Origin of the sequence: Leucobacter aridicollis (genome assembly GCF_024399335.1) — a bacterium.
In the GTDB taxonomy this organism is placed as follows: domain Bacteria; phylum Actinomycetota; class Actinomycetes; order Actinomycetales; family Microbacteriaceae; genus Leucobacter; species Leucobacter aridicollis_A.
Window position 1 is genome coordinate 38,626 of the sequence record NZ_CP075339.1, and the last position, 18,042, is coordinate 56,667.

An 18,042-nucleotide genomic window follows, 5' to 3' on the forward strand; every position below is an offset into this window, starting at 1 on the left:
CCTACGGCCTCAGCTCAAACGTTGTCTTACCGATCGTAACCGGAGTGAACGTCGGCACATTGACTGAGCGGCGCACTTTCTCGCCATTGAGGAGCGTGCCGTTTGTTGAGTCGAGGTCAGTGAGCACCCAGTTGTCGCCAGAGCGGGCAAGGCGCGCGTGATAGGTGGAGGTGTACTCGTCGACGATGACGAGTGTCGAGTCCGAGCTTCGGCCGATTGAGACAAAGTCTTCGTCGAGTGGGATCGAGGTGCCTGTCGCAACCCCCGATGTGATGACGAGTGATCGAGCCGGGCCCGACGATCCAGCAGACGGAAGCGCCCCGCCAGACGGCGTAATCACTGGTGACGGGCTAGCAGACTGCGGGCTCGGAGCGGGCGCGGCAGCAGCGTGCTGGAGCTGCGGCGCCGGTGCCGGGGGCGCAGGCTGCACTGTCGGGCCCTCGGTCTTGAGCTTCCGAGCCGGGGCACCGAAGAGGTCGCTCCTGAGCGCATAGACGATCGAGAAGATGAAAAACCAGAGCAACAGCAGAAAGCCGATGCGCATGATGAGCAACGTGAGTTCGCTCACTTGGCCCCCCAGAAATCTTGGTCGACACTTGCTGAGCCGCGCGTTGACGAACCCGCTGAGTAGCCCTGCCGTGGTGCCCGGCTTCGACCCGGCACCAGTTGGAAGCGTAGCGCAGTCTGGCCAATCATGATCACTGACCCGGTTTGCAGTCGCGCCTCGCGGAAGCGCTGCCCCTCGATTTTCGACCCGTTCGTTGAGCCGAGATCGCGGGCAAGCCCACTGGCGCCATCCCAAATGATCTCGAGGTGCTTGCGAGAAGCTGCGCTGTCAGTGATGCGAATGTCGCAGTCGGAACCACGGCCAACGACTGTCGTGCCGCGGCGGAGCTCGTGGCGCTGGCCATCGACATCGATTGCCGCGACCCAGTCGACGCTGCCCTCAACCTGGGTCGCATCGACCTGCAGCACGCCACCAGTCAGTGATCCGTCAGACACGATCTCGACGTCTGGATCTCCAAGAAACTGGTAGTTCTGTCGAGCCGCGTGCTTGCGCACAATCTCGCGGAGCTCGTTCTCAAGGGTGTTGCCGAGACGGATCAGCCTGTCGGCGTCCTGCGGAGATACGCGGACGACGAAGCGGTTCGGGGCGAGTACGCGATCGCGGTCGACAACGACAGCTCCGATATCAAGCTCGCGTTTGAGCGCGGAGCCAATCTCAACGGGCTGCACGCCCGAACGGAATGTGCGGGCGAAAGCGCCATTCACGGCGCGTTCGAGAGAGCGTTCGACGCTGTCGAGAAATCCCATGTCCCGCTCCTTTCAATTCAACCGCACTACGAGCCTTGCGAATTCGCGCAGCAGAGATGATCCGCCACGCGGGTAATTCTGCAATAGTGTACTCACTTTGTCTTGGATTGCCGTGTGCTGCTAAGCTGTACGAGTTGTCCACGCAGCTCATGCGGGGGCGGCAGACTCGCGCAAGTGGCGGAATTGGTAGACGCGCTGGCTTCAGGTGCCAGTGCCCGCAAGGGCGTGGGGGTTCAAGTCCCCCCTTGCGCACGAGTATCGAAGCATAATGACCGAGAATCCTTTGGGTTCTCGGTCATTGTTCGTTTTGGCCTGTGAATGGCTCGCGTAGGGCCTATCGTCAAGCAAAGGATTCCCCGCTTCTCTCCAGTGGCCGCAGGATAGATTTGTCGGACGAGACGGCTGCGCTGACGGCGGGTCATGACCAAGGCTTGAACCGAAAGAACGACGAATGACAGCTGTTGACGTGAAACGCGGGTTGACCGAGGCGGAGGCAGACGCACGAATGCGTGCGGGCCAGGGGAACGCGTCGCCCGACGGTTCGAGCAGGTCCCTCGGTGAAATCCTTGCAGCGAACGTCTTCACAGTCTTCAACGGGATCGTGTTTGCCGGCTTTGGAATCTTGCTGGTGCTCGGGCGTTGGCAGGACGCACTGTTCGGGCTCCCAGCACTCTTTAACACTGTCATCGGGGTTGTGCAGGAATTCAACGCAAAGCGCACCCTCGACAGGCTCGCTGTGATGAACGCGCCGTCGGCCCGGGTGCTCCGCGACGGTGTCGCACGCGAGATATCTCCTGAACTCGTAGTCCTCGGAGACCTCCTCGTTCTCAGGCCTGGCGACCAAGTGACTGCCGACGCACACGTCGTACACACAGATCACGGCGGTCCACGCGGCCTTGAAGTCGACGAGTCGATGCTCACTGGAGAATCAGACCCGATTCGGAAAGCACCTGGAGACGAAGTGCTGTCTGGCTCGAACGTCGTGGGCGGAAGCGCGCTCGCCGAGGTTGTACAGGTCGGGGCAGACTCCTACGCAGCGAAACTCACGCTTGAAGCCCGACGCTTCTCCCTCGTGCGATCCGAGCTTCGCGGGAGTATCGATACGCTCCTGCGCTGGATTTCGTGGGCGCTGATCCCACTGATCCTGATTGTGGTGAACGGCCAAATGCAGGCATTCGGTGGCTGGGGTGCCGCGATCGCTTCGGGCGCGTGGCGTGAAGCAGTCGTCGGCGCCGTTGCTGCGGTAATCGCGATGGTTCCCCTTGGGCTCGTATTGATCACGAGCATCGCTTTCGCCGTGAGTGGCCTGAAACTCGCGAAAGACAACGTGCTCATCCAGGAGCTTCCCGCGGTGGAAGGACTGGCGCGAGTCGATGCCCTCTGCCTCGACAAGACTGGCACCGTCACGACAGGCGAGATCGTCTTCAACCACGTCGCACAGCTCGCCGAGCGAGCCGGATGGGAGTCCGTGCTTGGCGCGCTTGGCACTGCGCCCGATGCAAACGGCACTGCACAGTGCCTAGCGGATCCATTCGGTGACTTCCGCACGCCGCGTGTGTGTGGTGAGATCCCGTTCGATTCTGCGCGAAAGTGGAGCGCGCTCCTCACAGACGAGGCCGACGGGTGCGAGCCCGGCAGTTGGATCTTCGGCGCTCCCGAGTTCGTGCTCGCGACAACAGATACCGAGGAATCGCGGGACGCGCTGACGCAGGCAGGTGCGATTGCAGAGTCTGGCCTTCGCACGCTCCTCCTCGCCCATTCGTACGAGCCCGTCGGTGGCGGGGAGCAACCAGAGCTGCCCGGTGGCCTCGTGCCTGTCGCGATCCTGAGCTTTCGCGAGGAGGTGCGCACAGATGCCCTCGAGACGATGGCGTTCTTTGCGAAGCAGGGCGTGGTTGTGCGCATTATTTCCGGCGACGATCCACGTACCGTCTCGGCCGTCGCCCGAGAAGTCGGAATCGAGCATGCTGGTGGCGTCGACGCCCGAACACTCCCTGAAGACTTTGACGAGCTCGCTGAGATCCTCGAGCGTGAGCGCGTGTTCGGTCGTGTCACCCCCCAGCAAAAGCGGGCGATGGTCCACGCGTTGCAGAGCCGCGGCCATGTTGTCGCCATGACTGGTGACGGCGTGAACGACGCGCTCGCCATCAAAGATGCGGACCTCGGGATTGCGATGGACACGGCAACTCCCGCCACCAAGGCAGTCGCGCGGCTTGTGCTCCTCGACGGCAGGTTCGACAGGATGCCGGGCGTCGTGGCGGAGGGTCGCCGCGTGATCGCAAACATTGAGCGCGTGTCGAAGCTCTTCTTGACGAAGACCACATACGCCCTGGCGATAGGCGTGATTTTCGGACTTCTCGCGTGGGCATTTCCATTCCTGCCACGGCAACTCTCGATCACCGACGGGCTGACGATCGGTATTCCCGCGTTTTTCCTGGCACTCATGCCGAACGCGTCACGGTACCGGCCCGGTTTCATGAAGCGATCGCTGACATTTGCGGTGCCTGCCGGGATCATCGTCACTGTCGGCATACTTGCGCTTCACCTCGTCGCTCCACGAGTCGGCGATTTCACTGTCACCGAAATGCAGTCTGCTGCGACGCTCACGCTTGCCGGAATCGCGCTGTGGGTACTCGCTGTCCTCGCCCGCCCAGTTCATCCGTTCCGCGTGCTCATCGTCCTCTCGATGTATGCGGGCCTTGGGCTCGTTTGGGCCGTGCCGCTCACGCGAGACTTTTTTGCGGTTGCGTGGCTCCCCAACGCTCTGGGGCTGCTGGTGCTCACTATCGTCGGCATTGGGATCGTACTGGTTGAGATTCTGCGGGCCTGGCACACACGGCGGATCGAATCGAGTGATGTTTCATTAACATAAAGAATCAAAATCATGCGTAGTTGAGGTATACGCAAGTGGTTTCCATCGCATAGTGTGTGTAACAAATGTGCAGGCTTGCCATCGGCAAGCAGGTGAGTAGAACTGAGCGATGGGGACAACGTGGGGCGTTTTGAGAAAGCGAAAAGATCGGGCACTCGCGGCGTAGCACTCGCGATCGGTGCCGCGCTCACCGTTGGCATGGCAGTCACAGCCCCACAGGCAGCAAGTGCTGCCGAGACCTCGGCGGTGCTGGAAGTCAAGAAGACTGCATCGGCCACGGAGCTCAAGCCCGGTGAGACGATGGAGTATCGCATCGAGGTCGGTTGCTCGTCGATCACCGACCTGGGCTGCCGCGACGCAGTGCTCTCAGACCTCATTCCTGCTGAGTTCGAGATCATCCCTGGCAGCGTCGCGGTCTCGAACGTCTCTGCCGCCCCGCCCGTCGTTGACGGCAACCAGGTGACGGTCACATTCACCGAAGAGCTTGGTGACGGCACCATCGGACTCACCGACAACACTGACGGCGTCATTACGATCCAGGTGAAGCTGCGCGAGGACTTGGAATACGAAGAGCCCGCGAAGCCGATCGTGAATACCGCCACCCTCAACGCGGACAACGCCGAGCAGGTCTCGGACAACGCCACGGTCACACCAATTGTGGATCTCGACCTGCGCACGACGGTCGAAAAATCCTTCAACCCGAAGGCTGGCCAGGCCAAGCCCGGCCAGCAGACACAGCTCACGGTTACTGGCACCAACACCTCGAACGCTGGCGTCGACGCCCTCTCGCTCACTGACCCCATCGACCCGACGGCAACGCCCAATCCGTTCGACTACCTCGAGATCACCGCGATGGAGACCCTCACATTCCCCGAGGGCGCCACAGATACGGCAACAGTTGAATACTTCATCGACGGGAACTGGGTACCGTTCGAACTGAAGTCGAGCGACATGCCCCACGCTCCGCCAAGCGCAGACGCGAAGGGCGTACGAGTCACCTTCCACGCAGCAGATGGTTCAAAGATTCCCGTGAATGCGGGCGGCGGCTTCACACTGAACCTCGAACAGCGCGACGCCGTCGCTGAGCTCACCGAGACGACACAGGTTCTCAACGACGTTCAGAGCGAGGTCACCCTCGGCGACGAGAACAAGACCGCCGAGAATGAAGCCGACTACACGATCGCTGTCGAAGACCTTTCCGTCGGCGCGGCCAAGGAATTCGACACCGACGAGCTGCTTGCCGGCGAGACGACGGGTGTCACAATCTCAGGCACAAACACCAGCCTCGTCGACCTCGAAACCCTCACGATCCGAGAGCCAGCCACCGGCGTGTTCGGCGAGGTCGACGGGACGAAAATGCTCGAGTTCACCGGCTTCACGAGCACCGTCCAGTTCCCGAGCGGGGCCACGGGCGGCGAACTCACGCTGGAGTACATCGCCTCTGACGGCACGACACAGTCTGAGACCTTTACCCTGCAGGACGGGCAGCCGTTCCCAGAACTTCCAGGTGACTTCAAGTCGCTGAACTACTTCGAAGTCACATTCACCTCCCCGGCTCCCGGCTCGATCACCTCGGGCGGTTCGAGCGAGATCAAGTTCGATGTCGTGGCAACCGAAGACTCGGAGCCAAATGCCCAGGTTGTCAACGAGATTGCAGTCACCGGAACCAACGAGAACGGCGAAGCAAACAACGACGCCGACGACACGCTGACCTTCGCGGAGCAGCACCTTGAACTCGAGACCGTCAAGAAGGTCAACCCCGGCGAGATGTGGGGCTACAAGGGCGAGACGGCCACAGTGCAGCTGCCGACGACCCTGAAGAAGCCCGAGTCGAACGCAAACGCGCACCACATCGTCATCACTGATCCTGCGCTGACCGACCCGAGCGACCCCGACAGCGCTCCAGTGAGCTCTTCGTTCTGGGACTCATTCCAGCCTAAGCAGATCACTAAGACCGACGTGCCAGCGGGCGCAACGCTCACCATCCGCTACTACGACAAGGTCGATGGCGCATGGAAGGTCCTTGAAGGTGCCGAGAACATCGTCGGTGCCACGAGCTTCTCGATGACGATCCCCGAGGAGCTCCGTGATCGCATCGGCGGCCTCCAGTTTGACTTCGCGAACGAGGACCCTGGTTTCGCACCAGGAAACACAGTGCAGCCAAACTTTGCGTCCGAGCTCAAGGAAGGCCTTCCCGCTGTCGAGGCTCCAGGCGGTCAGCACGAGATCGTCGAGAACTGCTCGGCATCAGTCGCGACCGGCGGAGTCGGCGTCGAGCCTGGCGTCTCGCCCGAGAGCTGCAACGAAGTGCAGATCAACAACCCAATTATCGGCGTGCATGATCTGCTCGAGAAGCGGTGGATTGATCCCGCCGATCAGATCCTGCCGTCGCGTTCGGGTGCGCACGCCACATCGCGCCTGTACTGGTCGACAGGTGGACGCACAGGCGTTGACCAGATGGTTATTTCTGACTCCCGCCTCGCACCGGGCGGCGTCTTTGACCCTGCCGCTGGTCCGAGTGACGCCATCGAGAAGAGCGTCTACAACGCGCTCAACCTGGTAAAGATCAAGGCGATCACGCCCGAGCTCGATCCGTCGCTCAAGTGGGACCAGGTTGCCGACGTGCAGCTCTGGAACTCCTCGACAGGCACGTGGGACACCATTTCTGCTGCCGCGGGCAAGCTGCCATTTGTTGGCAGCGTACCTGAGCTTGCGCTCACCCCTGCTGAGCAGGTCTCGACCACAGCGGTGCGACTCATCTTCGAAGAGAATGCCGCCGCACGCGAGGCGTCGAGCGACCCGCTGGCCCCTGCCGTTGGTTCAGGCGTTGCGAAGACCAACAGCGCGAGCCCGATCTCGGAAGGCGTGCGTTCGCTCGACCTCGAGTGGGAGCTTCGCGACTCAAAGCGCTCTCCCGCGGGTGAGCCAGTACTGGGAACCGAGATCTTCAACACTGAGACCGAAGGCGATGTGAACAACATCGCGAGCGGTACCTCTGTTGATGGTGATGGAACCGTGCTTGGTCACGACGACGACGGTGACATCATCTCGATCATCGACAGGCCCGTCACTGTGACCCTGAACAAGGGGTGGGCAGGCGGCGCGCTCGGGGTGCCCCCCACGGATGTTCCACAGGATCAGTACCCGACGAGTCGTGTCACTCTGGTCGCAAAGAACACCTCGGTGACCCAGCTCGAACAGCTCGACATTATTGACGCGGGCCCCGGGGGCGCAGACCCATTCGATGTGTTCAATGTCAGCCGCATCGTGTCGGCCTCGAACAATGTCGCGGGAGCAGACCCCGACAAGACCGTCGTGGTGCTCACGGACGCCGCTGGGGTTGAAACCCGACTTGCGCCGGGACAGGCCGTCGCGCTTGCCGATACTGCTGCCGGGCGTGAAACTCTCGCCAGCACGGTCAAGGTGCAGCTACATCACGAAGGAAAGGCCGACGCTGAGGGAAACACGAACTCGATCCTCAGTAACGCAACTTCCACGCTCGTCATGGACCTGCAACTGCGAAAGACGCACCGTGACGGCGGGGCGCCAGTCACGACAGTCGATTCGCCGGTCAAGAACGGCGCGATTGCGCTCGCCTGCGATCTCTGCGGTCTCCCGAGTGCACCGACCGGATCGCACGCGGAGGCGGAGGATGACGCGCAGATCAAGCTCGACACATTCGACATCGCCGTGCAGACGACAAAGGGATTCGCGCCCGACCAGCAGCTCGTCGAATACATCCGCGGTGAACCCGAGTACGACGCTGAAGAGTGGGATGCGATTCAGATGAACCTCACCGCGCGCCCGACTGGTTCGGGCCGCGTGGACAAGCTTGTCGTGACGGACTCCGGCGAGAACCGCGTTGCGGGTCAGGCCTCAGCAAAGAGCTTCTGGAACGCCTTCAGGTTCGTCGGGTTCACGGGCGATACCCTCGCTGTGCCGGCGCCGATCACCCACGTGCAGGCCGAGGTGCTCTATGGAGACTTCAGCGAACAGGCCGGAAACCGACTGAACTTCACGCCGCAGGGAGCGGGCTGGGTCGCAGGGTCAGACGTTCCGGTTGCTGCCACTGGCGGCAAGATCGACGGCGCCCGCGCTGCGCTGTTGGCAAACGTCGCAGACGCCGACTTCGACAAGATCCGCGGCATTCGACTGACCTATACGCGTGTGGGTGCTGCAGATGCTCGCGTTGCCTTCGAGAACCCCGCGAACCCCGAAGTCAAGATTTCGCTTGATGTGAAGCGCCGCGCGTATCTTGTTTCAACTCCGACAGAGCCTGTGCCGAGTTCAGGGGCCGCGATCAGCGCTCCCGGTGAGCCGGCAAACGCGCCAGGTGGACTCTTCAACAACACCGTGGACGCTGACACCGAGAGCTTCGTAAAGCAGTCGGGGGGTTCCGGGCCCATGCTGACAGCTCACGACGATGCGACAGCTCGAGTCACCTATCTGTCTGACGGCATTGAGGTCGCAGTCGAGAAAACCCCGGTCGGCGCCCAGCGCCCAGGCGAGGTTATTCCCTTCAAGCTGAAGACGACGAACACGTCAAAGCGTTCGACTGATCCGGACGAGAATGAGGAGAGCGGCATTCTGGATCCGTTCATCATCGACTACTTCCCGGTTGCCGATGGCAAGCCGCAGCTCGTCTTCGATCCCGACATGGATCCTGAGAAGTACTTCAGCTTCGAGCTCACCAACCCGCTGTACCCGTCAGCTACGAAGGTGATGCCGATCGACCCTGCCAAGATCACCGTCACCTTCCTTGACGAGACCCTCGAAGGTCCGGCAGCGCCAGGCGACGAGATCTTCGGTGTGAAGTTCGAGTTCCCACAGGGCACGGTGATGTACCCCGAAGAGGCCTACACCATCACCGCGAACATGATGTTCCGTCCAGGTCTGGTCGCCGGTTCAGAGAACGCGGTGACGAACAGATTCGCCGTGGTGTCGCCGCATCAGAACTTCAACAGCTGCAATTTCGCGTCTGAGCATGAAAGCAAGGAGTGCTGGGCCGACACTGAGGTGTACCCGACTGAGTCGGGCGCGCTGCGTGGGAAGAAGTACGTGCGTGCCAACGACACCGAGCTTGGGATCGCCGACGTGCCAAACCCGGCCGCTGGCCGCGAGTGCCAGCCTCAGTTCGCCGAGGAGTACTCGTTCAGCAACTGTGTTCCGGTGACCAAGCCATTGGGTAAGGAGACCTGGCGCGAGGAGCTGCAGAACACGGGCACGCTGCCGATGGATACCGTCGTGACGATCGACTCGCTTCCGCGCGTTGACGACCAGGGTGCCATCGTGTTGCTGCCACGCAAATCTGAGTGGCAGCCTGCGTGGATCGGGAACTCGGCGATCGTGAGCGACACCGCGCCCGATGGGCAGAGATACCGCGACGACGTCACATTCACGCAGTTCTACTCGAGTTCTGCTGGCGCAGCATGCACGGCAGACCTGAAGCCGAGCGAGGCGGTGCAGTGCGACGGTTTCTGGCAGCCCCTCACCGCAAGTGTGGACCCGGCGACAGTGTTGCACGTGAAGACGGTATTCGACTTCACTGCGAAGCCGCTGGCACCTGGCGAGCGCCTCGCATACACATTTGAGACGCGCACCCCCGCGCAGTCTCCAAAGATGACCGCTGACACCGTCGCGTGGAACTCGATTGCTGTCGGTGGGCAAACTGTCGGTGGCGACGGGCGCACATCAAGCGTTCTCCCCACCGAGGGCATTCGCGTTGGCGTCTCCCTCGCAACGGGCCCGCTTGCCGTGGAGAAGCTCGTCACTGGACCAGGTGCCGAGTTCGCCCCCGACGAGTTCCAGGTTGAGGTCCTGTGCACGGTTCCCGCACGCGAGGGCGCGGCTGCAGTCACGCTTGACCCGATCTCGGTCACCGTCCCGGCCGGCGAGGTCGTGACGCTCGACGAGCAGTTCCCGTGGGGCGCTGAGTGTGAGCTGCGCGATGTTCAGGGCGCGAACGGCGAGACTTCCTCAGAAGCCGTCAAGGTGACCGTTGGCGCGGATGAGACCACGCCCGTCGCGACCCTGACAAACACCTACGAGGTTGGGTCGTTCGAGATTCAGAAGCAGGTTGAGGGCGCTGAGAACCAGGACCAAGAGGCGATTGATTACGGCGCCTTCCCGGTGAAGGCCGAGTGCACGTTCCTTGGCGAGGAGCTCGAGCTCCCTGTTGCGGAAGCAGAGCTCACCGCAGGCGGGCTGAAGTGGCTCGTGCAGAACCTCCCTGTCGGCGCGACGTGCACAATCACGGAACTCGACGCACAGGGCGGCGCCGCAAGCCTCACGCTCAACGGTGAGGTCGTCGCGCCGAATGAGGATGGATCGTGGACGATCACCGTCACCGAGGGTGAAGCGGCGCTCAACCTGCAGCTCACGAACGTCATGCCGCTTGGGCAGGTCGAGATCGAGAAGCAGCTTGTGGGCGAGGGCGTCTCCCTCGTGCCAGACGCGACAGTCTTCGAGTTCACAGTCGAGTGCACGTTCGAGGGCAAGACCGTCTGGGCTGGCGCGCTGGAGCAGACAAAGGCCGAGGCGCTCGCGGGCGAGAAGCTCACGATTGGGAAGCTTCCTGTCGGGGCCGAGTGCGGTGTGACTGAGACGGCGACAGGCGGTGCCTCGCAGGAGCCCACAATCACGCCTGAGTCGCTCACAATTGGGTCCGACGAGGGTGCCACCTTCGCTGTCGTGAACACCTTCGACGCAGGAGACCTGCACGTCACGAAGGAAGTTGTCGGCGACGGCGCTGAGCGCTGGGGCGCTGGCCCGTTCGAGGTGAGCCTTGAGTGCACGTTCAACGACACTTCGATTCCGGTGCCTGGCGGCGCGGAGCGCGAGCTCACCGCTGAGGGCGGCTTCGAAGCCGACTACACAGGCCTGCCTGTCGGCGCCGAGTGCGGCCTCACTGAGACTGTCACTGGCGGGGCGACCTCGAGCGAAATCCTAACTGCCGAGGGCGAGGCAATCACGGGTCCCGTCACGATCGGTGGCGGAGACGCACTCCAGCTTCGGGTCGTAAACACCTTTGATGTCGGGAGCCTGCAGGTGACGAAGCAGATCGCTGGTGACGGCGCGAGCCTCGCCGCCGACAAGGTGTTCACAGTTGCGCTCACCTGCTCGGTTGAGCGTGATGGTGAGACAGTCGAGATCGAGGTGCCGGAAGGCGCCGAACGTGAGCTGTCTAAGGCTGGCGGCCTCACTGCGACTTATGAGGAGCTGCCTGCCGGCGCGGAGTGTGAGCTGCGCGAAACCGACGCTGGCGGCGCGAGCGCCGTGACTATCACCCCGAATGCCGGCGATGCGGCGGTCGGTGCGGCGACGGTTGCTGCTGACGAGGTCATCGAGCTCACTGTGGTGAACGAGTTCGTGCTTCCGCCGGTCACACCTGAGCCCCCGACAGGCGGGAAGCTGCCTGGTACTGGCGGCGGGCTGCCGGTGAGCTGGCTGCTTGGCGGAGGCGCACTGCTGCTTGCCGGTGCGGTGGCCTTGGTGGGCACACGCGTGCGGCAGCGCAACAGTGCTGAGTAAGGCCTCTGTCTCGGCAGAGTAATGCGATAAAGAAGCGGGTGGGAGCCCTGAGTTCCCATCCGCTTCTTTGTGTGTGGAAGGCCACTCGCCAGTTGATGTGTTTTCTGCTTCACCGGATGGCGAACCGTGAATTCAAGCTAACTTTGTCCGGCGTGTGACGTTCGAGGGAAAAGTAGCGCTGCCACGCGTCAGCCCGATAGGATTTCCGACGGGGGATTCAGACCTGTTTGGGCAGGTCGAAACCAAATTCTGGGGCTGCTTGAGTGGCCCTTACGCAGGGACGCGTGTGTGTATTGCGCGTCCCTCTTTTATTTGTTTCTGGGGGGAAGCGACGATGTCTGAGTACATCGCGCCGCGTTCGCGCGCGCGCATTTTCATAAATTGGTTAGCGGGGGCACTTGTTGCGCTGCTTGTCGTCGGTGGCTTCAGCGCACCGGCGATGGCCGCGGGCGGCAAGTTCTCGGTGCAACAGCCCGAGTCAGGCGAGACGTACAACGGCCTTCCCGTTCTTGTCGAGGGCCAGACCTACGACCTCGTGTTCGGTTACGGCGTGATGGACGACGGCGAGGAAGTCCGAGTCACGCTGCCGAAGGGCATTTCGATACCCGAGTCCGCGCTCGTTGTGCAGCCGGGCAACAAGGTTGTCGAATCGCTCACGATGAACGACGCAGGCGAGCTCGTTGTCAAGTTTAAGAACCCGTTCCCGAGCGGGATCAACCAGGGCTCGTTCGGCGTTAAGTTCACCCTCGACACCCTCGAGAACGTCGGCGTGAGTGAGCTCGAGTGGGGCATCAACGGCGACCCGACCACGCAGACCGTGATCGTCACCACGCCCGACAACAAGCCGCAGAAGACCGAGACCTGGTCGGACAAGCGCGTGGGGATCAATTCGATCCCGCACACAGTCAGCGACGATGGCGTCGTCACCATCGACCAGAGCGTGCTCGACACCGAGTTTCCCTACACGGTTCGCGTCTCGAGCAAGGACGCTCGCACGGTGAAGCTTTCGGACGCGCTCGACGAGGGCCTTGCGCTCGTGCCAGCCTCCCTGACCGGCACCAAGGTGGTTCGAGATGAGAACGGGATGAGCCCCGTCGAGTCCGCAATCGACGGCCTCCCCTCGATCTCGGGCACGTCGTTCGACTACGAGTTCAACGCCGAAGCGAACTCCGTCTACACGTTCACCTACGCGGCGAAGATCGCAGACTCTGACGCGCTCGCGAAGATCCAGGCCGCGCTCCAGGCTCAGCACGATGCAATCGATGCAGACAAGGGTGGCGACTACAAGGTCACCCTGAACAACAACGTCACCATCGCGGGCGAGAAGAAGAGCGCGGGCATCACGCTTCAGGGCAACGTCAAGGCCGCTCCAAGCCCCGGAGTAGGCGAGGCGTTCACGAAGTCCGTGGATCCGCGCGACGTTGCGCTCGCCGACGAACTCGTCGGCGGCGCGAAGCTCGACGAGCCCATCAAGCTGGACTACACGCTCGGCGCAGATCTCACGGTCTTCAAAGACTTCGCGGACAACCCCAAGCACAAGCTCGCGCAGAACGTCGTCATCAGTGACAACCTGCACGCTCCCGCAGTGTGGACAGGCAGCGCGCCGGTCCTCACCGACGCCGCCGGCAACGCCATTCCGCTCACGGAGGCGACCGGCCTGACCGGCGGTATCGAGACGGCGATCGCCGCCGATGAGTACGTGAATACGTACCTCTTTGACGGCCAGCGGCTCTACGTCAACATCGGCAAGGACGTCACAAAGAAGTACACCATCAAGGTTGCCGCGGAGCTTCCTGAGCTTCCGGCAAATCCTGCCGATCAGACGCAGTACGTTCTGAAGTTCCGCGCCGACAACGAGGCGAAGTTCATCTACGGCGGCGACAAATCGGTCACTAAGTGGGCGACGACCGTCATTACGACGCCCAAGGACCTCGACGGCGCGGTGATCGACGACAACCAGAAGTTCTCCAAGACGACCGCCGGCGGACCAATCACCGTCGAGGAGGGCACCTCGGTCGCCGTCCCGTACACCTTCAAAGTCGGAGCAAAGGTTGGCGACGCGGCGAAGTCGCGCATCATCGATGCGGTCGACCACGAGATCTTCAACGTTTCTGCGGCGACGCTCCCCGAGATCGCCAAGTCGATCACTGGCTCCTACGGGGGCCACAAGCTCGACGGCACGATGTTCGACCTCTCCATCGACGATAAGCAGCAGCTCGTCATTGAACCGAACGACGCGTTCACGGCGAAGCTCAAGGCCGAACAGGACGCCGACGGGAAGCTGCTCGGCGGCTGGAGCATCAAGCTCGAGCTGTCGACTTACGTGCTGAAGGGCAAGCAGACCCTGAGCGTCAAGAACTCGGCTAGCTACGAGGGCAGCGATCTCGAGTACACGCTCACGTCGTCGTCGTCGACGAAGGCAACGAGCTACGGCGACGAGATGGAGGTGCGGAAGCACGTTTACGTTCCCGGCAGCGGTGGGAAGGACTTCACGACGAACTTCCGCGCTGAGGTCGACGAAAAGTCCGGCGAGCTCATCAAGGACGAGTTCACGTACCGGGTCGAGCTCGAGCCACACGGCAACTTCAACAGCATGGTGTTTGACGTTGCTGACGTACTGCCGAAGGAGCTCGAGTTCCTCGGGTTCGTTGCAGAGCGGGATCTCGACAGCAGCAACTACAGCGCGACGAACGAGTACAACATCCCCGGTTCGCAGCTGAAGGCGATCTACGACAAGGCAAGCAACACTCTCACCGTGCCGAAGGGCAAGCTCGAGAGCGGCAAGACCGTGAGCCTGTACTTCAAGGTCAAGCTCGTTGGCGCCAAGGAAAACGTCGGTGTCACGAACCTCATCGGAACCTCCGGTGCGACGATCACCCCGACGAACGACTACCCGTTGAGCCTGCTGAAGCGCGATAGCGCGGACGCCACAAAGCTCATTACCGACGAGGATGCGGTCTTCTCGGTCCTCGACGCCGACAAGAAGACTGTTGTACTCACCGACCTGCGCGTTGAGAACGGCAAGATTGTCACCGCGGAGGGCGGCACACCCGTCGTCAAGAAGCCCGGAACGTACTGGCTCCGCGAGGACGTTGCCCCTGGCGGGTACAAGAAGGCAGACGAGCTCCTCGAGATCGGGTTCAAGGCCGACGACAGCGCGAAGGAGGTCGTGCTGTACAACGACCGCCAGAACTACGCGATCGGTGATTTCACCTGGATCGACGCGAACCGCGACGGTATCCAGGACGCCGACGAGGAGATCCTTGCTGGCGTGACCGTTGAGCTCATTAAGGACGGCAAGGTCATCGCGACCACGACGACCGACACCGAGGGCCGCTACCTCTTCGACGAGCTGCCTGCGGGTGAGTACCACGTGAAGTTCACGCTGACGGAGGAGCAGCAGAAGCTGTACACCTTCACGACGCAGAACTCAGGAAAGAACGGCGCCGCCGATTCGGATGCGGATCGCGGGACCGGCCTCACCACCAAGATCGTGCTTGGTGAGTCAAACAAGAACCTGACAAAGAGCTATGAGCACGGCAAGGTGAAGGCAACCGAGGGCATCGACCCGACGTGGGACGCCGGCGTTGTGCTGAAGAGCTACGCGATTGGTGATTACACCTGGATTGATGAGAACAACAACGGCGTGCAGGACGAGGGCGAAGAGATCCTTCCCGGCGTGACCGTTGAGCTCATCAAGGACGGCAAGGTCATTGGTTCAACTGTCACCGACGAGAACGGCCTGTACCGGTTTGACGACCTGCCTGCTGGCGAGTACCAGGTGAAGTTCACTCTCACTGAGGAGCAGCAGAAGGAGTTCCGCTTCACTGAGCAGACCGTGGGATCCGACGACGCGGTTGATTCGAACGCGAACCCCGAGACTGGGCTTACCACGACAATCGTGCTCGGCGACACGAACAAGAACCTCACCAAGGATCCGAAGTTCGGCGAGCTGAAGGCCACAGAGGGTATTGATCCGACGTGGGACGCGGGCGTGATCCGCAAGACCTACGCGATTGGTGATTTCACGTGGATCGACGCGAACCGTGACGGTATCCAGGACGCTGATGAGGAGATCCTTGCTGGCGTGACCGTTGAGCTCATCAAGGATGGCAAGGTCATCAAGGAGACGACGACGGACGACAAGGGCCGCTACATGTTCGATCGCCTGCCTGCAGGCGAGTACGAGGTGAAGTTCACGCTTACGCCCGAACAGCAGAAGCGGTACGTCTTCACTGACAAGCTTGCTGGCGAGGACGGCACTGTCGATTCGAATGCCGACCCGAAGACCGGCCTGACGTCGAAGATCGTCCTGGGTGACAGCAACGAGAACCTCACCAAGGACTACGATTTCGGCACTGTCGAGGCGACCGAGGGCATTGATCCGACGTGGGATGCCGGTGTGGTGTTGAAGACCTACGCGATCGGTGATTTCACGTGGATCGATGCGAACCGTGACGGTATCCAGGACGCTGACGAGGAGATCCTTGCTGGCGTGACCGTTGAGCTTCTGAAGGACGGGGAAGTCATCAAGACGACCACGACCAATGAGCGCGGCCACTACATGTTCGACGAGATCCTTGCTGGCGAGTACGAGCTGAAGTTCACGCTCACGCCTGAACAGCAGAAGATCTACACGTTCACGAAGCTCACCGCGGGATCCAACGACGCGCGAGACTCGAACGCCGACAGGTCGACGGGACTCACCTCGAAGGTCGTACTCGGTGACTCGAACACGAACCTGACGAAGGACTACAAGACCGCTGCGGTGAAGGCGACCGAGGGCATTGACCCGACGTGGGATGCCGGTGTGGTGTTGAAGACCTACGCGATCGGTGATTTCACGTGGATCGATGCGAACCGTGACGGTATCCAGGACGCTGACGAGGAGATCCTTGCTGGCGTGACCGTTGAGCTTCTGAAGGACGGGGAAGTCATCAAGACGACCACGACTGACGACAACGGCCGCTACGTATTCGATGGCCTCAACGCCGGCGAGTACCAGGTGAAGTTCACGCTCACGCCTGAGCAGCAGAAGATCTACACGTTCACCGACCTTACGGCCGGCGAGAACGACGCCACGGACTCGAACGCTGACCGCGGAACAGGTCTCACGACCTCGATCGTGCTCGGCGACGACAACGCGAACCTCACCAAGAAGTACGACTACGCAGAGCTCGACGCAACCGAGGGAATCGATCCCACCTGGGACGCCGGTGTGGTGTTGAAGACCTACGCGATCGGTGATTTCACGTGGATCGATGCGAACCGTGACGGTATCCAGGACGCTGACGAGGAGATCCTTGCTGGCGTGACCGTTGAGCTTCTGAAGGACGGGGAAGTCATCAAGACGACCACGACTGACGACACCGGACACTACATGTTCGACAACCTCAACGCTGGTGAATACGAGGTTCGGTTCACGCTGACTGACGAGCAGAAGAAGGTCTACACCTTCACAAGCCACGTGATCGGTGAGAACGGTGCAGTGGACTCGAATGCCGACCGAAAGACCGGTCTTACGACAAAGATCGTGCTCGACGACTCGAACCCGAGCCTGACGAAGGACTACCCCTTCGGCACCGTTGAGGCGACCGAGGGCATCGATCCAACGTGGGACGCCGGTGTGGTTGTGAAGACCTACGCCGTCGGTGACGTGGTGTGGATCGACGCGAACAAGAATGGCGTCCAGGACGGTTCCGAGAAGGTGCTCCCGGGCGTCACCGTGGAGCTCTTTAAGGACGGGGAAGTCATTGCGACGACTACGACCGATAAGAACGGGCGCTACAAGTTCGATGACCTGAACGCTGGCGAGTACCAGGTGAAGTTCACGCTCACCAAGGAGCAGCAGAAGATCTACAAGTTCACGAAGCCGTCAGTCGGCTCGAATGGCGCTGTGGATTCGAACGCTGACCCGGAGACTGGCTTCACCGCTACGATCGTGCTTGGCGATAGCAACACGGATCTCACGACCGAGTACGAGTTTGGCGAGGTCAACGCGACCGAGGGCATCGACCCGACCTGGGACGCCGGTGTCGTCGTGATCGACATCCCAGCGACTGAGGTTCCGGGCGCTGAGAACCCGGGCACCCCGGGTGTGAACGAGCTGCCGCACACCGGTGGCCCGCTCCCGCTCCTCTTTGGCGGGATCGCTTCGCTGCTGCTGCTTGCTGGCGCTTCGCTGATGATCTGGCGACGTCGCACCGCCTAGTACTGGTAGGGCGTTTAGCGTAGCGCGGGCTCCTCTCGGCACATGCCGGGAGGAGCCCGTTCTGCATTCCGTGAGGATGCTGTAACGCACGTCTGCGTGTCAGTGGTCTGCCCTA

General features: G+C 61.7%; 5 protein-coding genes and 1 tRNA gene. 4 read left to right on the forward strand and 2 right to left on the reverse strand.

All coding sequences use genetic code 11. The annotated features are described in order from the left end of the window. Position 1 precedes the first annotated feature (1 nt). Both KI794_RS00180 and KI794_RS00185 read right to left on the reverse strand, forming a co-directional pair. On the reverse strand, positions 2–568 hold the full coding sequence (locus tag KI794_RS00180) for an FHA domain-containing protein FhaB/FipA (RefSeq protein WP_119285380.1): 567 nt from the start codon (positions 566–568) through the stop codon (positions 2–4). Next, on the reverse strand, positions 565–1,314 hold the full coding sequence (locus KI794_RS00185; protein ID WP_119285379.1) for an FhaA domain-containing protein: 750 nt from the start codon (positions 1,312–1,314) through the stop codon (positions 565–567). Before KI794_RS00185 ends, KI794_RS00180 begins: the two co-directional genes overlap by 4 nt. 168 nt (positions 1,315–1,482) lie before the next feature. Between KI794_RS00185 and KI794_RS00190 the strand changes: the two genes are divergently transcribed. From KI794_RS00190 to KI794_RS00205, 4 genes are all read left to right on the forward strand, one after another. Then, positions 1,483–1,566: transfer RNA gene (locus tag KI794_RS00190), tRNA-Leu, on the forward strand. 199 nt (positions 1,567–1,765) lie between these two features. Further along, the gene (locus tag KI794_RS00195; RefSeq protein ID WP_255808676.1) at positions 1,766–4,186 is read left to right on the forward strand and encodes an HAD-IC family P-type ATPase; all 2,421 of its coding nucleotides are present in this window, start codon (positions 1,766–1,768) and stop codon (positions 4,184–4,186) included. Between the two features lie 120 nt (positions 4,187–4,306). Continuing rightward, positions 4,307–11,716, forward strand: a complete 7,410-nt coding sequence (locus KI794_RS00200; RefSeq protein ID WP_255808677.1) for a DUF5979 domain-containing protein — start codon at positions 4,307–4,309, stop codon at positions 11,714–11,716. A 334-nt stretch (positions 11,717–12,050) separates the two neighbouring features. Next, a complete protein-coding gene (locus tag KI794_RS00205) occupies positions 12,051–17,927 on the forward strand; it encodes an SdrD B-like domain-containing protein (RefSeq protein ID WP_255808678.1) in 5,877 nt (1,958 codons plus the stop codon). The last annotated feature ends 115 nt before the right edge of the window (positions 17,928–18,042 follow it).